Raw genomic sequence first — 19600 nt, forward strand, 5'->3', positions numbered from 1 at the left:
ATGGACGCACGCGTCACTGAAAAAACCAGTGGGTGCTGTGCTCAGTGCTCGAGGGGTGTTCGATTGTCGAACAACATCCCGGACGAAGCACAAGAGGACTCGCCGGGTGACGAGAAATCTTGTTCCCTACGCAGGCGCTAACCTGATCAGGTTCAACGGGATCCGGATTATCCGATCTCAGCCTCATAGCAAGGCACCCCGACAAGAACTGGCGCAGTCTAGACCAAAGTCCGGGCCCAATGCCAATGCCCGTGCAATCAGCATGATGAATGGCGTAATTGCAGGATTGTTGCGACAGGTCAGCACATCTACACTCGCGGGGCTGTGCAGCGCCTTGACGCTCCACGGGCCGCGCCGTAGCCTTGGCGCTTGAATTATCGCCGTAATATCAACTCTAGGGATCGTCTCATGCTGCGCAAACTCTCACTGGCCCTTGCCGTGTCTTGTGCGTCCAATGGATTGGCCTGGGCAGCAGAAGCGCCCTTAACCACCAAGACCGATCTGGTCAGCGTCTACCAGGAAGCCGTGGACAACAACGCCGACCTGGCCGCCGCCCGCGCCCAATACGGCGCACAGAAAGAAGTCGTGCCCCAGGCACGTGCCGGCCTTCTGCCCAATCTTTCGGCCGGCGCCGACATGAACAACACCCGAACCAAGTTCGACGAACCGTCGATGACCGCCACCCGCAGCGGCACCGTGTACCAGGCGACCCTGGCTCAACCGTTGTTCCGCGCCGACCGCTGGTTCCAACTGCAAGCCGCCAAAGACATCAATGAACAGGCGGCCCTGCAACTGTCGGCCACCGAGCAGAACCTGATCCTGCAGTCCGCCGAAAACTACTTCGCAGTGCTGCGCGCCCAGGACAACCTGGCCTCGACCAAGGCCGAGGAATCCGCCTTCAAGCGCCAGCTGGACCAGTCCAACGAGCGCTTCGATGTCGGCCTTTCGGACAAGACCGACGTCCTGCAATCCCAGGCCAGCTACGACACGGCGCGGGCCAACCGGATCCTCGCCCAGCGCCAGGTGGACGATGCCTTCGAAGCACTGATCACCCTGACCAACCGCGAGTACAACTCGATCCAGGGCATTGTCCACACCTTGCCGGTACTGGCGCCGACGCCGAACGACGCCAAGTCCTGGGTCGACACCGCCGCTCGACAGAACCTCAACCTACTGGCCAGCAACTACGCGGTCAGCGCCGCCGAAGAAACCCTCAAGCAGCGCAAGGCCGGCCACGCACCGACCCTGGACGCGGTGGCGCAGTACAAGAAAGGCGATAACGACGCCCTCGGTTTCAGCAACCCCAACCCTCTGGGCCAGCGCTATGGCAGCGACGTCGAGCAGCGCACCGTCGGCCTGCAGCTGAATATTCCGATCTTCAGCGGCGGCCTGACCAGCTCCCAGGTGCGCGAGTCCTATTCGCGCCTGAGCCAGACCGAACAGCAACGCGAAGGCCTGCGCCGCCAGGTGGTGGAAAACACCCGCAACCTGCACCGCGCGGTGAACACCGATGTCGAACAGGTGCAAGCCCGTCGCCAGTCGATCATCTCCAACCAGAGCGCGGTGGAAGCCACCGAAATCGGCTACCAGGTGGGCACGCGCAATATCGTCGATGTACTCGACGCCCAGCGCCAGCTGTACACCTCGGTGCGCAACTACAACAACAGCCGCTACGACTACATCCTCGACAACCTGCGCCTCAAGCAGGCGGCGGGCACCCTGAGCCCGGGCGACCTGCAAGACCTGTCGCGCTACCTCAAGGCCGACTACAACCCGGACCGCGACTTCCTGCCGCCGGACCTGGCCAAAGCCGCGCAAGAGCAGCTTAAAGCCCGCCCTTGAGCCCACCGGCAGTAAAAAAGGCCACCCAAGCGGGAATGCCGATCAGTTAAGCGCTAGAGCGAACGAAACATAACCTGTGGCGAGGGAGCTTGCTCCCGTTGGGCCGGCCGGGGCTCCGGGGCGTAGCAGTCGCCTTTTTGGGGCCGCTGCGCGGCCCAGCGGGAGCAAGCTCCCTCGCCACAATGAAAGCTCCTGCCCTTAACTGCCTGGCATTACCCAAGCGGGTGGCCTTTTTATTGCGACTCATCTGTAGCCGCTGCCGAGGCCCGAGGCTGCGCTGGCCATCAGGACCGCCGCTGGAGTGTCAGTGACAGCCACGCTGCCCCTCCCTACAGCGTGCGGCCGTGCTGTCTGGCAAGTCACACTCTGTGACATTAGACCCGTCTCACCGCTCGTCTCTATCCCCGCCCTACGGTTGAAAAACCTCTCACCACCCCCATATGAGTTTCCATCAGGGCATTTTCGCCCCGCAGCGTGGAGACTCTCCCTTGACCACCATCGTTTCAGTTCGCCGCCACGGCAAAGTCGTCATGGGCGGCGACGGCCAGGTTTCTCTGGGCAATACCGTGATGAAAGGCAACGCCAAAAAAGTGCGCCGCCTGTACCACGGTGAAGTCATTGCCGGCTTCGCCGGTGCCACCGCTGACGCCTTCACCCTGTTCGAGCGCTTCGAAGGCCAGTTGGAAAAACACCAGGGCCATCTGGTCCGCGCCGCTGTCGAGCTGGCCAAGGAATGGCGTACCGATCGCTCCCTGAGCCGCCTGGAAGCCATGCTCGCCGTGGCCAACAAGGACGCGTCCCTGATCATCACCGGCAACGGTGACGTGGTCGAACCCGAAGACGGCCTGATCGCCATGGGTTCCGGCGGCGCCTTCGCCCAGGCCGCAGCCAGCGCCCTGCTGAAGAAAACCGACCTGTCGGCCCGGGAAATCGTTGAAACCGCCCTCGGCATCGCCGGCGACATCTGCGTATTCACCAACCACAACATCACCATTGAGGAGCAGGATCTCGCGGAATAAATCCGGTACAGGCCCAGGGCCACGGTATTTATTCTTGCTTGAGGACCGCCAACTACTATGTCCATGACTCCCCGCGAAATCGTCCACGAACTCAACCGCCATATCATCGGCCAGGACGATGCCAAGCGCGCCGTCGCCATCGCCCTGCGTAACCGCTGGCGCCGGATGCAGCTGCCGGAAGAGCTGCGCGTTGAAGTGACCCCCAAGAACATCCTGATGATCGGCCCGACCGGCGTCGGCAAGACCGAAATCGCCCGCCGCCTGGCCAAGCTGGCCAACGCGCCGTTCATCAAGGTTGAAGCGACCAAGTTCACCGAAGTCGGCTACGTCGGCCGCGATGTCGAGTCGATCATTCGTGACCTGGCCGATGCCGCGATCAAACTGTTTCGCGAGCAGGAAATCATCAAGGTTCGCCATCGCGCCGAAGATGCTGCCGAAGAGCGCATTCTCGACGCCCTGCTGCCCCCGGCACGCATGGGGTTCAGCAGCGACGACGCTCCCGCCCAGGACTCCAACACCCGCCAGCTGTTCCGCAAGCGCCTGCGCGAAGGGCAACTGGATGACAAGGAGATCGAGATCGAAGTCGCCGAAAGCGCCGGCGTCGATATCTCCGCGCCACCGGGCATGGAAGAAATGACCAACCAGCTGCAAAGCCTGTTCGCCAACATGGGCAAGGGCAAGCGCAAGAACCGCAAGCTCAAGGTCAAGGAAGCGCTGAAGCTGGTGCGCGACGAAGAAGCCGGGCGCCTGGTCAACGATGAAGAATTGAAAGCCAAGGCCCTGGAAGCGGTCGAGCAGCACGGCATCGTGTTCATCGACGAAATCGACAAGGTCGCCAAGCGCGGCAACTCGGGCGGCGTCGACGTCTCCCGGGAAGGCGTGCAGCGCGACCTGCTGCCGCTGATCGAAGGTTGCACGGTCAATACCAAGCTGGGCATGGTCAAGACCGACCACATCCTGTTCATCGCCTCCGGCGCTTTCCACCTGAGCAAACCGAGCGACCTGGTCCCCGAGCTGCAAGGCCGGCTGCCGATCCGCGTCGAACTCAAGGCCCTGACCCCTGGCGACTTCGAGCGCATCCTCAGCGAGCCCCATGCTTCGTTGACCGAGCAGTATCGCGAGTTGCTGAAAACCGAAGGCCTGGCCATCGAGTTCCTGCCCGACGGCATCAAGCGCCTGGCGGAAATCGCCTGGCAGGTCAACGAGAAGACCGAGAACATCGGTGCACGCCGCCTGCACACCCTGCTTGAGCGCCTGCTCGAAGAGGTGTCGTTCAGCGCCGGTGACCTGGCCAGCGCCCATGGCGAAGAGCCGATCCGCATCGACGCCGCCTACGTCAACAGCCACCTCGGCGAATTGGCGCAGAACGAAGACCTGTCGCGCTACATCCTTTAAGCGCCCCATGGCGAGCGACAAGCTGCAAGTTGACCGCGGTCATCTTGTGGCTTGCAGCTCGCAGCTTTAAGCTGCCCCCCATGACCAAACTCCCGACTGCCATCAACCTGCACAAAGCCTCGAAAACCCTGACCCTGACCTATGGGCTGGACGAAGTCTATCACCTGCCCGCCGAGCTGTTGCGCGTGCACTCTCCTTCCGCCGAGGTCCAGGGCCACGGCAAACCCATCCTGCAATGGGGCAAGATCAACGTCGGCCTGACCAAGGTCGAACCCGCCGGCCAGTACGCACTGAAATTGACCTTCGACGACGGTCATGACAGCGGCCTGTTCACCTGGGATTACCTGTACCAGCTGGCTGTGCGCCAGGACACGCTGTGGAACGATTATTTGGCCGAGCTCAAAGCGGCTGGAAAATCCCGCGATCCGAGCGAGTCGATCGTCAAGCTGATGCTCTAACTCAAGCCTCCAACTGATTAGAACGCATTTTCTAATTTCATCTGATTGAATGCTTGGCCGCAGTGCCATGCATTGGCCTGCTTGCGAAAAAAATTAAACTCGGGTAACCAATGGAGCTGGCAAGTTCCCTGCAATGCTTTGTGCAGCAACAAAGCAGCGATGTGGAATCAACGGTCACCCGAGCAGTAGTACCTGGCATCTTTGCTGTGTGACTACACAGCAGGTCTGGTACTCGTCTCAGGACAATGGAGCGTCGTAGATGAGTAACAAGAATAACGATGACCTGAAAGCCCAAGCCTCGGAAAACACCCTGGGGCTGAATCCGGTCATTGGCTTGCGTCGAAAGGATCTTCTTGGCTCTGCTCGCATGGTGCTCACCCAGGCCATCAAACAACCGCTTCACAGCGTCAAGCACGTCACCCATTTCGGTCTTGAACTGAAAAACGTGCTGTTCGGCAAATCGCAGTTGCAACCGGCTGGCGATGACCGTCGCTTCAATGATCCGGCCTGGAGCCAGAACCCGCTCTACAAGCGTTACCTGCAAACCTACCTGGCGTGGCGCAAGGAGCTCCACGACTGGATCGCCGACAGTAACCTCTCGCCCAAAGACATCAGCCGCGGGCATTTCGTGATCAACCTGATGACCGAAGCCATGGCACCGACCAACAGTGCGGCCAACCCGGCGGCGGTCAAGCGCTTCTTCGAAACCGGCGGTAAGAGCCTGCTTGACGGCCTGTCTCATCTGGCCAAGGACCTGGTGCACAACGGCGGCATGCCCAGCCAGGTCAACATGGACGCCTTTGAAGTCGGCAAAAACCTGGGCACCAGCGAAGGCGCGGTGGTGTTTCGCAACGACGTGCTGGAATTGATCCAATACCGCCCGATCACCGAACAAGTGCACGAGCGCCCCCTGCTGGTGGTGCCGCCGCAGATCAACAAGTTCTATGTCTTCGACCTCAGCCCCGACAAAAGCCTGGCGCGCTTCTGCCTGCGCAACAACGTGCAGACTTTTATCATCAGTTGGCGCAACCCGACCAAGGCCCAGCGCGAGTGGGGCCTGTCGACCTATATCGAAGCGCTCAAGGAAGCGGTCGATGTGGTCACCGCGATCACCGGCAGCAAAGACGTGAACATGCTCGGCGCCTGCTCCGGCGGCATTACCTGCACCGCCCTGCTCGGGCACTACGCCGCGATCGGCGAGAAGAAGGTCAACGCCCTGACCTTGCTGGTGAGCGTGCTCGACACCACCCTGGACAGCGACGTGGCGTTGTTTGTCGACGAGCAGACGCTGGAGGCGGCCAAGCGCCACTCCTACCAGGCCGGCGTCCTGGAAGGGCGCGACATGGCGAAAGTCTTCGCCTGGATGCGGCCCAACGACCTGATCTGGAACTACTGGGTCAATAACTACCTGTTGGGCAACGAGCCGCCGGTGTTCGACATCCTGTTCTGGAACAACGACACCACCCGGCTGCCGGCGGCATTCCACGGCGACCTGATCGAGATGTTCAAAAACAACCCACTGATCCGGCCCAATGCACTGGAAGTGTGCGGCACGCCGATCGACCTGAAACAAGTCACCGCCGACATCTTCTCCCTGGCCGGTACCAACGATCACATCACGCCGTGGAAGTCCTGCTACAAGTCAGCCCAGCTGTTTGGCGGCAACGTCGAGTTCGTGCTGTCCAGCAGCGGCCATATCCAGAGCATTCTCAACCCGCCGGGCAACCCCAAGTCGCGTTACATGACCGGCACCGGAATGACCGACAAGCCCGACGACTGGCAGGAAAACTCCACCAAGCACACCGACTCCTGGTGGCTGCACTGGCAGGCCTGGCAGGCCGAGCGCTCGGGCAAGCTGAAAGCGTCGCCGACCGCCCTGGGCAACAAGAAATTCGCCGCCGCCGAAGCCGCACCCGGCACCTATGTCCACGAGCGGTAAACCGTCCGTCGGCCATGACCAACCCGGCACCTGGAGGTGCCGTCAACCCTACTGTTCGACGAGGCGGATACCCGCCTCGGGTCATCCGGATTCCGCCACGATGGCGGTTCCGGCGGTTTAATTCACAGGGTCCAGGCATGCCTCAACCGTTCATATTTCGTACCGTCGATCTGGATGGACAGACCATCCGCACCGCGGTACGCCCAGGCAAGCCGCACTTGACCCCGCTGCTGATTTTCAACGGCATCGGCGCCAACCTGGAGCTGGTGTTTCCGTTCGTCCAGGCCCTGGACCCGGACCTGGAAGTCATCGCGTTCGATGTGCCAGGCGTCGGCGGCTCCTCGACGCCCAGCCACCCTTACCGCTTTCCCGGCCTGGCCAAGCTGACCGCGCGCATGCTCGATTACCTCGACTACGGCCAGGTCAATGCGGTGGGCGTGTCGTGGGGCGGCGCCCTGGCCCAGCAGTTCGCCTACGACTATCCCGAACGCTGCAAGAAACTGGTGCTGGCCGCGACTGCCGCCGGCGCCTTTATGGTGCCGGGCAAACCCAAGGTGCTGTGGATGATGGCCAGTCCACGGCGCTACATTCAGCCTTCCCACGTGATTCGCATCGCGCCGATGATCTACGGCGGCGCTTTCCGTCGCGATCCGTCCTTGGCCGCAGAGCACGCGGCCAAGGTGCGCTCGGCGGGCAAGCTGGGCTACTACTGGCAATTGTTCGCCGGCATGGGCTGGACCAGCATCCACTGGCTGCACAAGATCCATCAGCCGACCCTGGTGCTGGCCGGTGACGATGACCCGCTGATCCCGCTGATCAATATGCGCCTGCTCGCCTGGCGCATCCCCAATGCTCAGTTGCACATCATCGACGACGGCCATCTGTTTCTGATCACCCGGGCCGAAGCGGTTGCACCGATCATCATGAAATTTCTCCAGGAGGAGCGGCAGCGGGCCGTGATGCATCCGCACCCGACGCCTTTCAGCGGTCCGTGAGAAGGCGCACGTCGAACAGGACTTCGCGCGCAAGTTGGCCCGGGACCGACTATGTTGTCTGTCTTGGATTGGTGTGCTTGTTGATGGTGACGAAGGAGTGTTGACTCATGCGAGACAAACCAGCGACAGGCTCGTTGACGACGCCTGCCGCGTTTATCAATGCTCAAAGCGCGATCACCGGCCTGCGCGGCCGGGATCTGTTGTCGACGCTGCGCAACGTGGCCGCTCACGGCCTGCGTAACCCCCTGCACAGCGCCCGGCACGCCCTGGCCCTGGGCGGCCAATTGGGTCGGGTACTGCTGGGCGAGACCCTGCACAAACCCAACCCCCAGGACAGTCGGTTCGCCGACCCGACCTGGAGCCTGAACCCCTTCTACCGGCGCAGCCTGCAGGCGTACCTGAGTTGGCAAAAGCAGACCAGGAGCTGGATCGACGACAGTGGCATGAGCGACGACGACCGCGCCCGCGCGCATTTCGCCTTCACCTTGCTCAATGACGCCATCGCCCCCTCCAACACCTTGCTCAACCCGCTGGCGATCAAGGAGCTGTTCAACTCCGGCGGCAACAGCGTGGTCCGCGGTCTTGGCCATCTGGTGGACGACCTGCTGCACAACAACGGCCTGCCCAGCCAGGTCACCAAACAGGCCTTCGAGATCGGCAAGACCCTGGCCACCACGCCAGGCTCGGTGGTGTTTCGCAACGAGCTGCTGGAACTGATCCAGTACAAACCGATGAGCGAGAAACAGTACGCCAGGCCCTTGCTGATCGTGCCGCCGCAAATCAACAAGTACTACATTTTCGACCTCAGCCCGGCCAACAGCTTCGTCCAGTTTGCCCTGAAAAACGGCTTGCAGACCTTCATGATCAGCTGGCGCAACCCGGATATCCGCCACCGCGAATGGGGGCTCTCCAGCTACATCGAAGCCGCCGAAGAGGCGATGAATGTGTGCCGCGCGATCACCGGCAGCCGCGAAGTGAACCTGATGGGCGCCTGCGCCGGAGGCCTGACCATCGCCGCCCTGCAAGGCCATTTGCAGGCCAAGCGCCAGTTGCGCCGGGTGTCCAGCGCCAGCTACCTGGTCAGCCTGCTCGACAGCCAGATGGACAGCCCGGCAACCCTGTTCGCCGACGAACAGACCCTGGAGGCCGCCAAGCGTCGCTCCTACCAGCAAGGGGTGCTGGACGGCCGGGACATGGCCAAAGTCTTCGCCTGGATGCGCCCCAACGACCTGATCTGGAATTACTGGGTCAACAACTACCTGCTGGGCAAAGAGCCACCGGCGTTCGACATCCTCTACTGGAACAACGACAACACACGCCTGCCGGCCGCGCTGCACGGCGACCTGCTGGACTTCTTCAAACACAACCCGTTGAGCCATACCGGGGGCCTGGAGGTCTGCGGCACGCCGATCGACCTGCAGAAGGTCAATGTCGACAGCTTCAGCGTGGCCGGGATCAACGATCACATCACGCCCTGGGACGCGGTGTATCGCTCGACCCTGCTGCTGGGCGGCGAGCGGCGCTTCGTGCTGTCCAACAGCGGCCACGTGCAGAGCATCCTCAACCCGCCGAGCAACCCCAAGGCAAACTACGTCGAAAACCCCAAGCTCAGCAGCGACCCGCGGGCCTGGTACTACGACGCCAAGCACGTCGACGGCAGTTGGTGGACGCAGTGGCTGGGCTGGATTCAGGAGCGTTCCGGCGTCCAGCGCGACACCCAGATGACCCTCGGCAACCAGAACTACCCACCCATGGAAGCGGCACCCGGCACTTACGTGCACGTACGCTGAACAACCCTGGTGCCACGCCCGCCAGCGGGCCGTGGCCTGACGGAACAAACAAGAAGACTGGATGAAAACCCGCGACCGGATCCTCGAATGTGCCCTGCAATTGTTCAACCAAAAGGGCGAACCCAATGTCTCGACCATGGAAGTTGCCAATGAAATGGGGATCAGCCCCGGCAACCTCTACTACCACTTTCACGGCAAGGAGCCGTTGATCCTGGGCCTGTTCGAGCGCTTCCAGAACGAGCTGACCCCCTTGCTGGACCCGCCCGCCGATGCGCTGCTGGCTCCGGAAGACTATTGGCTGTTTTTGCACCTGATCGTCGAGCGCCTGGCGCACTACCGCTTTCTGTTTCAGGACCTGTCGAACCTGGCCGGGCGCCTGCCGAAACTGGCCAGGGGCATTCGCAACCTGCTCAATGCCCTCAAGCGCACCCTGGCGTCCTTGCTGGCCCGGCTCAAGGCGGCCGGTCAGTTGGTCAGCGACACCCAGGCCCTGGGCCAACTGGTGGAACAGATCACCATGACCTTGCTGTTTTCCCTGGACTACCAGCGGATCCTCGACCGCGAAGGCGAGGTGCGGCTGGTGGTGTACCAGATCATGATGCTGGTGGCGCCGCACTTGCTGCCGCCGGCCAAGATCGCGACCGAACAGATGGCACGCCAGTATCTGGACCAGCATGAATAAACCACTGTCGGCAGTGCTGACCGGCAAGCAGTGCAGCCCAGGACTCAAGCCCTGACGGGCCGCAACAAAAACGCCCGACCTTTGCAGGCCGGGCGTTTTTGCAAAACCTGAATAAATCAGGTTTGACTGGTTGGCGTCACTGGAGCTGGCGCGGCAGTCGGGGTTGCAACCGGGGTCGGAGCCGACGAGGAGTTCGCTGGGCTGACCGGGGCGGCCGGTTTTGCTGCAACAGCAGGCTTTGGCGCCGCCGCTTTTGGAGCAGCGGGTTTGGCGGCAGCAGGTTTCTTGGCTACCGGTTTTTTCGCCGCGGCGGGTTTGGCTGCCGGTTTGACCGCAGGTTTGGCGGCGGCCGTTTTAGCGGCGGGCTTCGCAGCAGGTTTAGCTGCTGGCTTGGCTGCCGGCTTGGCGGCTACTGGTTTGGCCGCGGGTTTGGCGGCAGGTTTCGCGGCGGCGGTCTTGGCGGCAGGTTTGGCTGCCGGTTTAGCCGCTGCGGTCTTGGCCGCAGGTTTTGCAGCGGGTTTAGCGGCGGCCTTGACCAGTGGCTTGGCGGCGGGTTTGGCAGCCGGCTTGGCTGCTGCGGTTTTAGCCGCAACGGGAGCCACCTTGGCGCCGGTGAGTTTTTCGATTTGCTTGGTCAGGGTATCGACCTTGCTGTGCAGGGCCTTGACCTCATTGCGGCTTGGCACGCCCAGGCGCGAGATGGCACTGTTCAGACGCTTGTCGAACGCGCCTTCGAGTTCGTCCCACTTGCCCAGCGCACGATCTTTGACATCACTGATACGCGACTTGGCAGAGCTGGCGGAATCCTTGGCGGATTCAACTTTCTTGCCGACCGCACTTTTAGTCAGCTTCTCGGCTTTCTCGCCATCTTTGACCAGGGTCTCGAAGAGTTTGCTGCCGTCAGTGTCAATCTTCGAGTACACGCCTAAACCAGCAAGCCAGATTTTGCGGGAGTAGTCTTCGACTTTCCCGATCCACGAGCTGCCTTCTTTTTCAGTATTCTTTTTGCCAGCCATCCCGTTCTCCTTAATGTTTACGCGCGACACGTTCGAGCAATGCCGTCAGCTCATCGAGCTTAGCAGAGAGTGTCTCAACGTCATGTTTAGACGGAATGCCGATGCGATTCAAGGCACTTGCGACGCGCGTGTCAAAAGCCTTTTCGACTTTATCCAGTTGCACTTCAACTTTGCCTTTGAGACTGGTGACATCACCCTTGACGTTGTCGATTTGACTGTTGGCCGCATCAAGTTGTTCAGTCACAACTTTTTTGCCCTTCTTTTCAACAACTTGACCTTCCTTGATGAGTTCCTGGAAGTACTCGCTGCCTTCCTGTCCGACCTTGGCGTAGGCACCCAAGCCTGCCAGCCAGATCTTGCGGGCATAGGATTTGACTTCACTCAGAGCAGTCGACGAAACATCAACTTTTTTCTTCAGAATTACTTTGGCCATGGTGCACCTCACGCGCAGAAGGTTGGAGGAACTGCCCACAGAAAATGGGGCTGAAGCACAAAGTAGTGAGAAAAATTAGAATCGGCACCCTAACCACTGCAACAAAACAGTGAAGCAACTTGATCGGGGGCTGGCTTACCGGTGGTGTTCAATCAGCGCCATTGCAACGCCTGCGATGGCCGGCAAGCCAGTTGCTGTAACAGCCAATCAGGTCAGGGCTTTATCCAGAGCCTTTTCGATTTCCGACTTGATGGTGCCGCTCATGGCGGACATCAACAGGCCCAGTTCAACATCGATCCGGATCAACTCTTCGCCCACCTGCACCGTGCCTTTGACGCCGGAACGCTTGAGGTTCAGGGTGTCGCCCGACCACTTGGGTTCCAGGCCATATTGATCGGCCAGTTTCTGCGCCAGTTGCTCAGCCTTTTCACGGGCCGCTTCCTTGCCCAGGCCATGGGCACGTTCAACACTAATACGGGCCATTAAATAACTCCTGATTTATCGGGACTTGCCTGAAGCATCTTGACCGTGGCTGCGTCAAAACGTCTCGGCGGCGCACTATCTTACATTCAGCCTTGCCAAGACAAAGGCCGCCACCGGGATTAGAATGTCCCGCATTCTCTTTTGGTGACAGCGATATGACTGATCAGCGCAAAGGCAGCGATGCCGAACCCACCACACACTTCGGCTTCAAGAACGTTCCAGAAAGCCAAAAGGCGGAAAAAGTCGCTGAGGTGTTCCACTCGGTAGCCGCCAAGTACGACCTGATGAACGACCTGCTGTCGGGCGGGATGCACCGTTTGTGGAAGCGCTTTGCCATCGAGTTGTCGGGCGTTCGCAGCGGTAACCGCGTACTGGACATCGCCGGCGGCACTGGCGACCTGACCAAGAAGTTCTCGCACCTGGTTGGCCCGACCGGCCAGGTGGTACTGGCTGACATCAACGCCTCCATGCTCAAGGTCGGTCGCGACCGCCTGCTGGACCTCGGCGTGGCCGGCAACGTCGAATTCGTCCAGGCCGATGCAGAAAAACTGCCGTTCCCGGACAACCATTTCGACTGCGTGACCATCGCCTTCGGCCTGCGCAACGTCACCCACAAGGAAGACGCCCTGCGCTCGATGCTGCGCGTACTCAAGCCCGGTGGCCGGCTGCTGGTGCTGGAGTTTTCCAAGCCGACCAACGCGCTGATGTCCAAGGCCTATGACGCGTATTCGTTCGCCTTCATGCCGCTGATGGGCAAGCTGATCACCAATGACTCGGAAAGCTACCGTTACCTGGCCGAATCGATCCGCATGCACCCGAATCAGGAAACCCTGAAATCGATGATGGTCGAGGCCGGTTTCGACCGCGTGACCTACCACAACATGACCGCGGGCATCGTCGCCCTGCATCGCGGCATCAAGCCCTGATGTTGCTCAGCGGCCTGCTCGCCAGCGTCGAACTCGGCGTCAACCGCGTGCTGCGCCTCGACAGCACGGCCCTGCCGCGCCTGCAGCAACTGAGCGGCAAGGTGATCGCGGTCGATTGCCGCAACCCGGCGTTGCAGCTGTTTATCCTGCCCAGCGATGAAGGCCTGATGCTGGCCGCGCACTGGGCCACCGATGCCGACTGCACCTTGCGGGCCCCGGCCGCAAGCCTGCTGAAGCTGGCCCTGAGCAAAGACAAGAGCACGATCCTGCATGGCCCCGAGGTCGAGCTGGAAGGCGACAGCGGCGTGCTCATGGAACTGGCGGCGATCCTCCAGGACCTCGACCTGGACTGGGAATACGAGCTGTCGCGCTGGCTTGGCCCGGTCGCCACCTCGCTGTTCAGCGGCCATGTGCGCAGCCGGGCCCGCTGGTATCAGCAAGGGTTCGCCAGCCTCAATCAGAACCTGGGCGAATACCTGGCCGAAGAATCACGCACCCTGGTAGGCCAGCGCGAAGCCGAAGCCCGGTTTAGCGAGCTGGACCAGATCAAACTCGACCTGGAACGTCTTGAGGCGCGCTTCGAGCGCCTTTCCCGATCCCTTGATCCAAGCGATAACGCATGAAGCTGCTCGCCGTCCGCCGTTTGTTGCGCATCCAGCGCGTCGTGATTCGTTACCGCCTCGATGACCTGCTGTTTGCCCTGCCCCTGCCCTGGTTTCTCCTGGCCCTGCGCTACGCCCTGCCCTGGCGCTGGCTGCCGCGCAAACCGCTGGAGCTGAGTCGAGGCGCACGCTTGCGCCTGGCGCTGCAGGACCTGGGGCCGATCTTTATCAAGTTCGGGCAGATCCTCTCCACCCGGCGCGACCTGCTCCCCGAAGACATCGCCGACGAACTGATGCGCCTGCAGGACCGCGTGCCGCCGTTCGACTCGCAACAGGCCGTGGCGCTGATCGAGCAGCAGTTGGGCAAGAAGATCAGCGACGTCTTCAGTCGCTTCGATATCGAGCCCCTGGCCTCGGCCTCGGTGGCCCAGGTGCACGCCGCGCAGCTCAAAAGCGGTGAAGAGGTGGTGGTCAAGGTGATCCGCCCGGGGCTCAAGCCGATCATCGCCCAGGACCTGGCGTGGCTGTTCATCCTGGCCCGCACGGCGGAAAAACTCTCGGCCGACGCCCGCCTGCTGCACCCGGTGGATGTGGTCAGCGACTACGAAAAAACCATCTACGACGAACTCGACCTGCTGCGCGAGGCGGCCAACGCCAGCCAGCTCAAGCGCAACTTCGAAGGCTCGCCGCTGCTGTATGTGCCCCAGGTCTACTGGGACTGGTGCCGCCCCAAAGTGCTGGTGATGGAGCGTATCTACGGGATCCAGGTCACTGACCTGGCAACCCTGGCCGACCAGCGCACCGACATGAAGATGCTCGCCGAGCGCGGCGTGGAGATTTTCTTCACCCAGGTGTTCCGCGACAGCTTCTTCCACGCCGACATGCACCCGGGCAATATTTTCGTCAGCACCGTCAACCCGTGGAGCCCGCAGTACATTGCGATCGACTGCGGCATCGTCGGCAGCCTGACCCCCGAGGACCAGGACTACCTGGCGCGCAACCTGTTCGCCTTTTTCAAGCGCGACTACCGCCGCGTGGCCCAGTTGCACATTGACTCCGGCTGGGTGCCGGCGGAAACCAAACTCAACGAATTCGAAGCGGCGATCCGCACCGTGTGCGAACCGATCTTCGAAAAACCGTTAAAGGATATTTCCTTCGGCCAGGTGCTGATGCGCCTGTTCCAGACGGCGCGGCGCTTCAATATGGAAGTCCAGCCGCAACTGGTGCTGCTGCAAAAGACCCTGCTCAACATCGAGGGCCTGGGCCGCCAGCTGTACCCGGACCTGGACCTGTGGAACACCGCACAGCCGTTCCTCGAACGCTGGATGCGCGAGCGGGTCAGCCCAAAAACCCTGCTGGGCAACCTGCACAGCCAGGTCGAACAGCTGCCGCACCTGGCCAGCATGACCCGCGACCTGCTCGAACGCATGTCCCAACCCCACGCCAAGGACCCGCCGCCGCCCTGGCATCAGCGCAAGGACGACTGGTTCCTGCGCCTGCTGGGCTGCGCTCACCTGGCCGGCGGCGCGATTCTCGCAGCCGGTGGCCCGTTGAACGAATTGGGGCACTGGCCGGCGGGAATCATGATTGCGGTCGGCCTGTATCTGGTCGTTCGCCGATAGCCAGTGACGCGGTCGGCTGGCAAACTGTTCAAATCGCCGAGGCGCAACCAACGGGTTGAACCTGGTAGTCGGAGTCGAAGATGAAAGATTGGCTGGACGAGATCAAATGGGACGCTGACGGCCTGGTGCCGGCCATTGCCCAGGATCACAAGACCGGGCGCGTACTGATGATGGCCTGGATGAACCGCGAGGCCCTGAGCCTGACCGCCGCCGAAAACCGTGCCATTTACTGGTCACGTTCGCGCGGCAAACTGTGGCGCAAGGGCGAAGAGTCCGGGCATGTACAAAAGCTCCACGAAATGCGCCTGGACTGCGACGCTGACGTGATCATCCTGATGGTCGAGCAAGTCGGCGACATCGCCTGCCACACCGGCCGCCATAGCTGCTTCTACCGCGTTCACGAGAACGGCGAGTGGAAGACCGTCGAACCGGTCCTCAAAGACCCGCATGCGATTTATTCGGCAGGACACTGAACATGAATGACACCCTGAACCGTCTGGCACAGGTGCTGGAAGAGCGCAAAGGGGCCGCGGCCGACAGTTCTTATGTCGCCAGCCTGTACCACAAGGGTCTGAACAAGATTCTGGAGAAAGTGGGCGAAGAGTCGGTCGAAACCATCCTCGCCGCCAAGGACGCCGCCATCAGTGGCGACTGCAGCGATGTGATCTACGAAACCGCCGATTTGTGGTTTCACAGTATGGTCATGCTCGCCCAACTGGGGCAGCATCCGCAGGCCGTTCTCGATGAGCTGGATCGTCGCTTCGGTTTGTCCGGGCACGCCGAGAAGGCCTCGCGCCCATCCGCCTGAACCACACTTTAGAGAGGAAAACGCAGCATGGGCATTTTTGACTGGAAACACTGGATCGTCATCCTGGTTGTCGTGGTACTGGTATTCGGCACCAAGAAACTGAAGAACCTGGGCACTGATGTCGGCGAATCGATCAAGGGCTTTCGCAAGGCCATGAACGACGACGAAAAGCCTGCCGAGCCCGTGGTACCGCCGACCGCGCAGCCCGTGCCACCGGTGCAACCACAAGCCACCGCACCGCTGAGCCAACCGCACACCATCGACGTGCAGGCGCAAAAAGTCGAAGAGCCGACCCGCAAAGACTCGTGAGCACTGACTAATGTTTGGTATCAGCTTCTCTGAACTGCTGCTCGTCGGCCTCGTGGCCCTGCTGGTCCTGGGCCCGGAGCGTCTGCCGGGTGCTGCGCGGACCGCCGGCCTCTGGGTCGGGCGCCTGAAGCGCAGCTTCAACGCGATTAAACAGGAAGTTGAACGGGAAATCGGTGCCGACGAGATTCGCCGGCAACTGCACAACGAACACATTCTGTCGTTGGAGCAGGAAGCGCGAAAAATCCTCGCACCGACCCAGCTGGAAGCCACTCCGCCGCCACCGGTGGCCGAACAACCAGCCCCGGCTGCGAGCGACGCTCCGCCAGTGCCCAGCGCTCCAGCGCCAGCACCAGCCGAGGCCATCGAGCCGGCCACGCCCCAGCCCCTGACCGAACCTGCACCTGCCGCGGCGGCTCCAGCCACGCCCGCACCCCATGACCCTACTTTGCCGCCGCGAGCCCCATGAGCGATATTCCGGAAAACGACCAACACATGCCGCTGGTGTCGCACCTCACCGAGTTGCGCACCCGCCTGCTGCGCTGCGTCGCGGCGATCTTCCTGATCTTTGCCGGGCTGTTCGCCTTCACCCAGCAGATCTACACCTTCGTCTCCACCCCGCTGCGTGAATACCTGCCGGTGGGCGCGACGATGATCGCCACCGATGTCTCCTCGCCGTTCCTCACGCCGCTGAAGCTGACCATGATGGTCTCGCTGTTTCTGGCGATCCCGGTGATCCTGCACCAGATCTGGGGCTTTATTGCACCGGGCCTGTACAAGCATGAAAAACGCATCGCCGTGCCGCTGCTGGTGTCGAGCATCATGCTGTTCTACACCGGCATGGCCTTCGCCTACTTCCTGGTGTTCCCGCTGATCTTCAAGTTCTTTGCCGCCGCCACTCCGGCCGGCGTCGAAATGATGACCGACATCACCAGCTACCTCGATTTCGTGATGACCCTGTTCTTCGCCTTCGGCGTGGCATTCGAGATCCCGGTGGCCGTAGTGCTGCTGGTCTGGATCGGCGTAGTCGACGTCAAATACCTGAAGAAGATCCGCCCGTACGTGATCATCGGCTGCTTCGTGGTCGGCATGATCCTCACGCCGCCGGACATCTTCTCCCAGACGCTGCTGGCCGTTCCCATGTGGCTGCTGTTTGAAATCGGCATCCTGTTCGGCAGCCTGATCAGCAAGCGTGGCGACCACGTGGACGATCAACCGGCCGACGATCACAACGACCAGCCGCCAGCGACCCAGGCGTGAACCTGCTGCTCCTCGAAGAGGCCGATTTCATTGCGCCGGACCGCGTGGTCCTGCGCGACCGGCGCCTGACCCACATGCAGGAAGTGCATCGCGCCGCGGTCGGTGACAGCCTGCGGGTCGGACGCATCGACGGCGCGATGGGTTCGGCCGAACTGTTGCGCCTGGAGGCCCATGAGGCCGAACTGCAGGTCAACCTCGACCTGTCGCCGCCCGCCAAGCTGCCGCTGACCCTGGTGCTGGCCCTGCCCCGGCCGAAGATGCTGCGTCGAGTGCTGCAGACCGTCTCCACCATGGGCGTGCCACGGCTGATCCTGGTCAACAGCTACCGGGTCGAAAAGAGCTTCTGGCAAACCCCCTTCCTTGAACCTGCGGCGATTCGCGAACAACTGATTCTTGGCCTTGAACAAGCCCGGGACACCGTGCTGCCGCAGGTGCTGATCGAAAAACGCTTCAAGCCCTTCGTCGAAGACCGCCTGCCTGGCCTGGTTGAAGGCACGCGGGGCCTGGTCGGCCACCCGGGCCCCTACCCGGCCTGCCCACGCGGGCTGGACGAGCCGGTGACCCTGGCCATCGGCCCCGAAGGCGGCTGGATCCCCTACGAAATCGACTTGCTGGGCAAGGCCGGCCTGCAGCCGGTACAGCTCGGCGAACGCATCCTGCGCGTCGAAACCGCCGTCACCGCCCTGCTCGCCCGCTTGTTCTGAGCCACGAGCAGGCGCTCGCCGACGCCTTGCATCCAGCGCCACCCCCTCTATTGCGCCATTGTCGGCACGCCGGCACCTACAGGAACGCCCGTGCCCGCCGATAGCGTATGGATAAACCCAATCGGCAATAAAGGGAGTTCACACCATGTACCGCTGGCTCGCCCAAACCCTGGGGAATGTAAGCGTCAATAAAAAACTGGGCTTTGGCTTCGGCCTGGTGCTGCTCCTGACCCTGCTGATCACCGCCACCGGCTGGATGGGCCTGGGCAGCGTGATCGAGCGTGGCGACAAGCTCGGCTACATCTCCAGCCTCAACGAATTGACCAAGGACCTGCGTGCCGCGCGCCTGGATTACGAAATGCGCCGCGGCGAACAAGGCCCGGGGGCGGTCAGCGACCTGCTCAAGCAGCTCGACAGCGGCTTGCAGACTGCACGCGGCATGCTGGAGCAATCCGACAGCCTGACCCTGATTGACCAACAGTTGGCAGCGGTCGGCGAGTACAAGGCTGCTTTCAGCGACATGACCCGCGCCACCGACAGCCGCGAGGCTGCCCGGGGCAAACTCGGCGCCACCGCGGACAACGCCGTGGCCCGGGTTGCCGAGGTCGAGAAATCCCTGCTGCAGGGCGACAGCGTCGCCCAGTTCAACAGCGTCATCGATCTGTCCAAGCTGATCCAGCAGGCGCGCTTCCAGGTACGTGGCTACACCTACAGCGGCAAGGCCGATGCCGAACAGCCGGCCCTGGACGCCATCGACAACGCCCTGAGCAACCTGGCCAGCCTGCCGACCCGGCTGCCGGAGCAACATATCGCCAACCTGCAACAGGCCACCGACTCCCTCAAGGGCTATCGCGCTGCCGTCAGCGAGTTCCGCGACTCGCAAGTGGCCAGTGCCGCAGCGCTCAAGCGCATGGCCGACCAAGGCACGCGCCTGATGGACCTGAGCAAGCAGCTCACCAGCGCCCAGACCCTCAAGCGCGACAGCGACGCGGCCCAGGCCCGGAACACGCTGATCATCGTCACCGCGCTGGCCCTGCTCTTTGGCCTGATCGCCGCCTGGAGCATCACCCGGCAGATCGTCATTCCCCTGCAACAGGCGCTGAAAGCCGCCGAGCGGGTCGCCTCGGGGGATCTGAGCCACAACCTCAACGTCGAGCGTCGTGATGAGCTGGGCCAGCTACAGAACGCCATGCAGCGCATGACCCTGAGCCTGCGCGAGCTGATCGGCGGCATCGGCGATGGCGTGACCCAGATCGCCAGCGCCGCCGAGCAGCTGTCGGCCGTCACCGAGCAGACCAGCGCCGGGGTCAATAACCAGAA

At 62.0% G+C, this 19600-nt stretch carries 20 protein-coding genes, 1 pseudogene and 1 riboswitch; of the genes and pseudogenes, 18 read left to right on the top strand and 3 right to left on the bottom strand.

Annotated elements, in window-relative coordinates; genetic code table 11:
* Positions 1-106: 106 nt before the first annotated feature.
* Positions 107-211, bottom strand: a riboswitch (TPP riboswitch).
* 197 nt (positions 212-408) lie between these two features.
* From CF161_RS25270 to CF161_RS25305, 8 genes are all read left to right on the top strand, one after another.
* Positions 409-1842 carry a TolC family outer membrane protein gene (locus CF161_RS25270; protein WP_020299466.1) on the top strand — a complete coding sequence of 478 codons (1434 nt, stop codon included), beginning with the start codon at positions 409-411 and terminating at the stop codon, positions 1840-1842.
* A gap of 488 nt (positions 1843-2330) precedes the next feature.
* Positions 2331-2861 carry an ATP-dependent protease subunit HslV gene (gene hslV / locus CF161_RS25275; RefSeq protein ID WP_020299467.1) on the top strand — a complete coding sequence of 177 codons (531 nt, stop codon included), beginning with the start codon at positions 2331-2333 and terminating at the stop codon, positions 2859-2861.
* A 57-nt stretch (positions 2862-2918) separates the two neighbouring features.
* The gene (gene hslU / locus CF161_RS25280; RefSeq protein WP_020299468.1) at positions 2919-4256 is read left to right on the top strand and encodes an ATP-dependent protease ATPase subunit HslU; all 1338 of its coding nucleotides are present in this window, start codon (positions 2919-2921) and stop codon (positions 4254-4256) included.
* Positions 4257-4336: 80 nt separating this feature from the next.
* Positions 4337-4714 (top strand): gamma-butyrobetaine hydroxylase-like domain-containing protein, encoded by a 378-nt coding sequence (locus CF161_RS25285; protein ID WP_020299469.1) that lies wholly within the window; start codon positions 4337-4339, stop codon positions 4712-4714.
* A 259-nt stretch (positions 4715-4973) separates the two neighbouring features.
* Complete coding sequence (gene phaC / locus CF161_RS25290) at positions 4974-6653, top strand: class II poly(R)-hydroxyalkanoic acid synthase (protein WP_020299470.1); 1680 nt, start codon at positions 4974-4976, stop codon at positions 6651-6653.
* A gap of 137 nt (positions 6654-6790) precedes the next feature.
* The gene (gene phaZ / locus CF161_RS25295) at positions 6791-7648 is read left to right on the top strand and encodes a poly(3-hydroxyalkanoate) depolymerase (protein ID WP_020299471.1); all 858 of its coding nucleotides are present in this window, start codon (positions 6791-6793) and stop codon (positions 7646-7648) included.
* Positions 7649-7755: 107 nt separating this feature from the next.
* Positions 7756-9438: a class II poly(R)-hydroxyalkanoic acid synthase gene (phaC, locus tag CF161_RS25300; protein WP_020299472.1), complete on the top strand. Its 1683-nt coding sequence runs from the start codon at positions 7756-7758 to the stop codon at positions 9436-9438.
* A gap of 61 nt (positions 9439-9499) precedes the next feature.
* The gene (locus tag CF161_RS25305; protein ID WP_020299473.1) at positions 9500-10120 is read left to right on the top strand and encodes a TetR/AcrR family transcriptional regulator; all 621 of its coding nucleotides are present in this window, start codon (positions 9500-9502) and stop codon (positions 10118-10120) included.
* 116 nt (positions 10121-10236) lie between these two features.
* Here CF161_RS25305 and CF161_RS25310 read toward each other — a convergent pair whose 3' ends face one another.
* From CF161_RS25310 to CF161_RS25320, 3 genes are all read right to left on the bottom strand, one after another.
* Positions 10237-11136 carry a phasin family protein gene (locus tag CF161_RS25310; protein ID WP_020299474.1) on the bottom strand — a complete coding sequence of 300 codons (900 nt, stop codon included), beginning with the start codon at positions 11134-11136 and terminating at the stop codon, positions 10237-10239.
* Positions 11137-11146: 10 nt separating this feature from the next.
* On the bottom strand, positions 11147-11569 hold the full coding sequence (locus CF161_RS25315; protein WP_020299475.1) for a phasin family protein: 423 nt from the start codon (positions 11567-11569) through the stop codon (positions 11147-11149).
* Positions 11570-11776: 207 nt separating this feature from the next.
* Complete coding sequence (locus CF161_RS25320; protein ID WP_020299476.1) at positions 11777-12052, bottom strand: polyhydroxyalkanoic acid system family protein; 276 nt, start codon at positions 12050-12052, stop codon at positions 11777-11779.
* A gap of 155 nt (positions 12053-12207) precedes the next feature.
* Here CF161_RS25320 and ubiE point away from each other — a divergent pair, with 155 nt between their 5' ends.
* The 10 genes and pseudogenes from ubiE to CF161_RS33770 form a co-directional block, all read left to right on the top strand.
* The gene (ubiE, locus tag CF161_RS25325) at positions 12208-12978 is read left to right on the top strand and encodes a bifunctional demethylmenaquinone methyltransferase/2-methoxy-6-polyprenyl-1,4-benzoquinol methylase UbiE (protein WP_020299477.1); all 771 of its coding nucleotides are present in this window, start codon (positions 12208-12210) and stop codon (positions 12976-12978) included.
* Positions 12978-13601, top strand: coding sequence for an SCP2 domain-containing protein (locus CF161_RS25330; protein ID WP_020299478.1), 624 nt, complete (start codon positions 12978-12980; stop codon positions 13599-13601). The genes ubiE and CF161_RS25330 overlap by 1 nt, the downstream gene beginning before the upstream one ends.
* Entirely contained in the window at positions 13598-15202 is a 1605-nt protein-coding gene (gene ubiB / locus CF161_RS25335; RefSeq protein ID WP_020299479.1) for a ubiquinone biosynthesis regulatory protein kinase UbiB, read from the top strand. The genes CF161_RS25330 and ubiB overlap by 4 nt, the downstream gene beginning before the upstream one ends.
* A gap of 80 nt (positions 15203-15282) precedes the next feature.
* Positions 15283-15675 carry a phosphoribosyl-AMP cyclohydrolase gene (gene hisI / locus CF161_RS25340; protein WP_020299480.1) on the top strand — a complete coding sequence of 131 codons (393 nt, stop codon included), beginning with the start codon at positions 15283-15285 and terminating at the stop codon, positions 15673-15675.
* Positions 15676-15677: 2 nt separating this feature from the next.
* Positions 15678-16010 carry a phosphoribosyl-ATP diphosphatase gene (locus CF161_RS25345; protein ID WP_020299481.1) on the top strand — a complete coding sequence of 111 codons (333 nt, stop codon included), beginning with the start codon at positions 15678-15680 and terminating at the stop codon, positions 16008-16010.
* A 27-nt stretch (positions 16011-16037) separates the two neighbouring features.
* Positions 16038-16319 (top strand): twin-arginine translocase TatA/TatE family subunit, encoded by a 282-nt coding sequence (locus CF161_RS25350; RefSeq protein ID WP_020299482.1) that lies wholly within the window; start codon positions 16038-16040, stop codon positions 16317-16319.
* A 10-nt stretch (positions 16320-16329) separates the two neighbouring features.
* A complete protein-coding gene (gene tatB / locus CF161_RS25355; RefSeq protein ID WP_020299483.1) occupies positions 16330-16785 on the top strand; it encodes a Sec-independent protein translocase protein TatB in 456 nt (151 codons plus the stop codon).
* Entirely contained in the window at positions 16782-17576 is a 795-nt protein-coding gene (gene tatC, locus CF161_RS25360) for a twin-arginine translocase subunit TatC (RefSeq protein ID WP_020299484.1), read from the top strand. Before tatB ends, tatC begins: the two co-directional genes overlap by 4 nt.
* Positions 17573-18280, top strand: a complete 708-nt coding sequence (locus CF161_RS25365) for a 16S rRNA (uracil(1498)-N(3))-methyltransferase (RefSeq protein ID WP_020299485.1) — start codon at positions 17573-17575, stop codon at positions 18278-18280. The genes tatC and CF161_RS25365 overlap by 4 nt, the downstream gene beginning before the upstream one ends.
* A gap of 256 nt (positions 18281-18536) precedes the next feature.
* A pseudogene (locus CF161_RS33770) lies at positions 18537-19487 on the top strand (methyl-accepting chemotaxis protein); the annotation flags it as partial.
* Between the last annotated feature and the right edge of the window lie 113 nt (positions 19488-19600).

Origin of the sequence: Pseudomonas sp. CF161, assembly GCF_000416215.1 — a bacterium.
Taxonomy (GTDB): domain Bacteria; phylum Pseudomonadota; class Gammaproteobacteria; order Pseudomonadales; family Pseudomonadaceae; genus Aquipseudomonas.

What these genes read in the sequence shown, in the direction of transcription:
- CF161_RS25270 (WP_020299466.1), top strand. Translation starts at nt 409, where the DNA reads ATGCTGCGCAAACTCTCACTGGCCCTTGCCGTGTCTTGTGCGTCCAAT.
- hslU (WP_020299468.1), top strand. Translation starts at nt 2,919, where the DNA reads ATGTCCATGACTCCCCGCGAAATCGTCCACGAACTCAACCGCCATATC.
- CF161_RS25285 (WP_020299469.1), top strand. Translation starts at nt 4,337, where the DNA reads ATGACCAAACTCCCGACTGCCATCAACCTGCACAAAGCCTCGAAAACC.
- phaC (WP_020299470.1), top strand. Translation starts at nt 4,974, where the DNA reads ATGAGTAACAAGAATAACGATGACCTGAAAGCCCAAGCCTCGGAAAAC.
- phaZ (WP_020299471.1), top strand. Translation starts at nt 6,791, where the DNA reads ATGCCTCAACCGTTCATATTTCGTACCGTCGATCTGGATGGACAGACC.
- phaC (WP_020299472.1), top strand. Translation starts at nt 7,756, where the DNA reads ATGCGAGACAAACCAGCGACAGGCTCGTTGACGACGCCTGCCGCGTTT.
- CF161_RS25305 (WP_020299473.1), top strand. Translation starts at nt 9,500, where the DNA reads ATGAAAACCCGCGACCGGATCCTCGAATGTGCCCTGCAATTGTTCAAC.
- CF161_RS25310 (WP_020299474.1), bottom strand. Translation starts at nt 11,136, where the DNA reads ATGGCTGGCAAAAAGAATACTGAAAAAGAAGGCAGCTCGTGGATCGGG.
- CF161_RS25315 (WP_020299475.1), bottom strand. Translation starts at nt 11,569, where the DNA reads ATGGCCAAAGTAATTCTGAAGAAAAAAGTTGATGTTTCGTCGACTGCT.
- CF161_RS25320 (WP_020299476.1), bottom strand. Translation starts at nt 12,052, where the DNA reads ATGGCCCGTATTAGTGTTGAACGTGCCCATGGCCTGGGCAAGGAAGCG.
- ubiE (WP_020299477.1), top strand. Translation starts at nt 12,208, where the DNA reads ATGACTGATCAGCGCAAAGGCAGCGATGCCGAACCCACCACACACTTC.
- CF161_RS25330 (WP_020299478.1), top strand. Translation starts at nt 12,978, where the DNA reads ATGTTGCTCAGCGGCCTGCTCGCCAGCGTCGAACTCGGCGTCAACCGC.
- ubiB (WP_020299479.1), top strand. Translation starts at nt 13,598, where the DNA reads ATGAAGCTGCTCGCCGTCCGCCGTTTGTTGCGCATCCAGCGCGTCGTG.
- hisI (WP_020299480.1), top strand. Translation starts at nt 15,283, where the DNA reads ATGAAAGATTGGCTGGACGAGATCAAATGGGACGCTGACGGCCTGGTG.
- CF161_RS25345 (WP_020299481.1), top strand. Translation starts at nt 15,678, where the DNA reads ATGAATGACACCCTGAACCGTCTGGCACAGGTGCTGGAAGAGCGCAAA.
- CF161_RS25350 (WP_020299482.1), top strand. Translation starts at nt 16,038, where the DNA reads ATGGGCATTTTTGACTGGAAACACTGGATCGTCATCCTGGTTGTCGTG.
- tatB (WP_020299483.1), top strand. Translation starts at nt 16,330, where the DNA reads ATGTTTGGTATCAGCTTCTCTGAACTGCTGCTCGTCGGCCTCGTGGCC.
- tatC (WP_020299484.1), top strand. Translation starts at nt 16,782, where the DNA reads ATGAGCGATATTCCGGAAAACGACCAACACATGCCGCTGGTGTCGCAC.